Origin of the sequence: Mesorhizobium sp. M7D.F.Ca.US.004.03.1.1 (assembly GCF_003998635.1) — a bacterium.
Classification (GTDB): domain Bacteria; phylum Pseudomonadota; class Alphaproteobacteria; order Rhizobiales; family Rhizobiaceae; genus Mesorhizobium; species Mesorhizobium loti.
Genome location: NZ_RZQG01001216.1, coordinates 1 through 1,473 on the forward strand (window position 1 = coordinate 1; position 1,473 = coordinate 1,473).

A 1,473-nucleotide genomic window follows, 5' to 3' on the forward strand; every position below is an offset into this window, starting at 1 on the left:
GCGCAACGGCGCCTTCATCGTCGCCGGCTTTGCCTATGACCATTATGACTATATGGAGGAGAATGCCGAAAGCGCCTGCGAGTACAATGTGCTGACCGGCAAAGGCACCAGCAGCGAAAAGCAGCCGGACGGCAGCACGAAGCACAAGACCGTCTCGGTCGAAGGCCAGACCATCGCCTTCAAGGACTGGACCCCGGGCACCACCTTCACCGCTTGCGGCGAATGACCGGCGCCTCTTCGACCGACTTCAACTCGGTGGCGGCGCTGCAGGCGTCAGCCCGTGGCGGCGCATGATGTCCATCATCCTGGCCATGTCCGGCGGACCGCCGGCGGCGGCGTTGAGCAGGCCGAAAGCCTCGCGGAAATAGTCCGGGCCGATCGCCGCCGGTGTGACGACGCACAGCGCCTTCGCATCCGTGCTGCCATTGTTGTCGAAGCGATGGACTGCGCCACGCGGAATGCACAGCGCCTCTCCTGGTCCGACCTCGATCGGCTTGCCGTCGACGGTCCAGGTCAGCACACCGTCAATGCCATAGATCGTCTCTTCATAGTGGTCGTGGCTGTGCGCCGGCGCCGGCAGCCGCTGCGCGCCCGGCACCATCAGCTCGAAGGCAGCAACGCTGCCGTTCGAATTGTCGCCCGTTACCAGGAAGCGAACCGACAGACCCGTGGTGCCGATGATTTCATTGGCTGGATTGACCTGAAGATTCATGACTGACATTGCGCAAACCCCTCCGGTAAATTACATTTACTAGCTATCAGTAAACTCAATTTACCGGATCGTCAATGGCCACCTCAGCGGAAGTTCTGCAGACCAAGACCGAGAACCTGCTAATCGGCGCCCTGCTGCGCGTGCCGGCACAAGCGATCCAGCGACGGCTGATCAAGGAACTCAACGCCGCCGGTTTCGACGAATTGCGCCTGCCGCATATGGCGGTGTTGCAGTTTCCCGGACCGGACGGCGCGCGGCCCGGCACCATCGCCGAGCGTGCCGGCATGAGCAAACAGGCCATCAACCAACTGCTCAGCAGTCTCGAAGGTTACGGCTATCTGGTTCGCTCCGACATTCCCGGCGACGGCGGTGCGCGCGTGGTGCGGTCCACCGAACGCGGCCATGCTGCCTTCTGGAAAATGGTCGATATCCTGCGCGAGATCGAGGAGGAGTGGCGCATCGAACTTGGGCCGGAGCGCTTTGCCCAGCTGAAAGCTTTGCTGTTTGTCGTCTGGGAAAGTCCGCTGGTGCGCTGAGCCAGAGACGGCGCTTGTCCGCCCTGCTCCATCGGCCTTTCCGATGGCGCTATCGGTTTCTTCCGGTTCCTTCTGTCGCGCCGAACTGCCAATCCATGCCCTTGTCATCCAAGCAAAGGCAGAGCGAAATGAGCATTTCAAATCAGAAAATCCTGATCGTCGGCGGCGGCTCCGGCATGGGTCTGGCGCTGGCCAGGCGCTGCCTTGAGGCCGGCGCCGAGGTGG

General features: G+C 62.1%; 2 protein-coding genes and 1 pseudogene. 2 read left to right on the forward strand and 1 reads right to left on the reverse strand.

Annotation, left to right across the window (positions count from 1 at the left end; genetic code table 11):
* Positions 1 to 226: pseudogene (locus tag EN935_RS35715) on the forward strand (hypothetical protein); the annotation flags it as partial.
* 21 nt (positions 227 to 247) lie between these two features.
* Here the strand turns inward: EN935_RS35715 and EN935_RS35720 are convergent.
* Complete coding sequence (locus EN935_RS35720; RefSeq protein ID WP_127265858.1) at positions 248 to 721, reverse strand: cupin domain-containing protein; 474 nt, start codon at positions 719 to 721, stop codon at positions 248 to 250.
* A 65-nt stretch (positions 722 to 786) separates the two neighbouring features.
* Between EN935_RS35720 and EN935_RS35725 the strand changes: the two genes are divergently transcribed.
* The gene (locus tag EN935_RS35725) at positions 787 to 1,248 is read left to right on the forward strand and encodes a MarR family winged helix-turn-helix transcriptional regulator (protein ID WP_109660577.1); all 462 of its coding nucleotides are present in this window, start codon (positions 787 to 789) and stop codon (positions 1,246 to 1,248) included.
* Positions 1,249 to 1,473: the final 225 nt, after the last annotated feature.

Bases quoted from the DNA above. Each gene is read 5' to 3' on its own strand.
- EN935_RS35720 (WP_127265858.1), bottom strand. From the start codon at position 721: ATGTCAGTCATGAATCTTCAGGTCAATCCAGCCAATGAAATCATCGGC.
- EN935_RS35725 (WP_109660577.1), top strand. From the start codon at position 787: ATGGCCACCTCAGCGGAAGTTCTGCAGACCAAGACCGAGAACCTGCTA.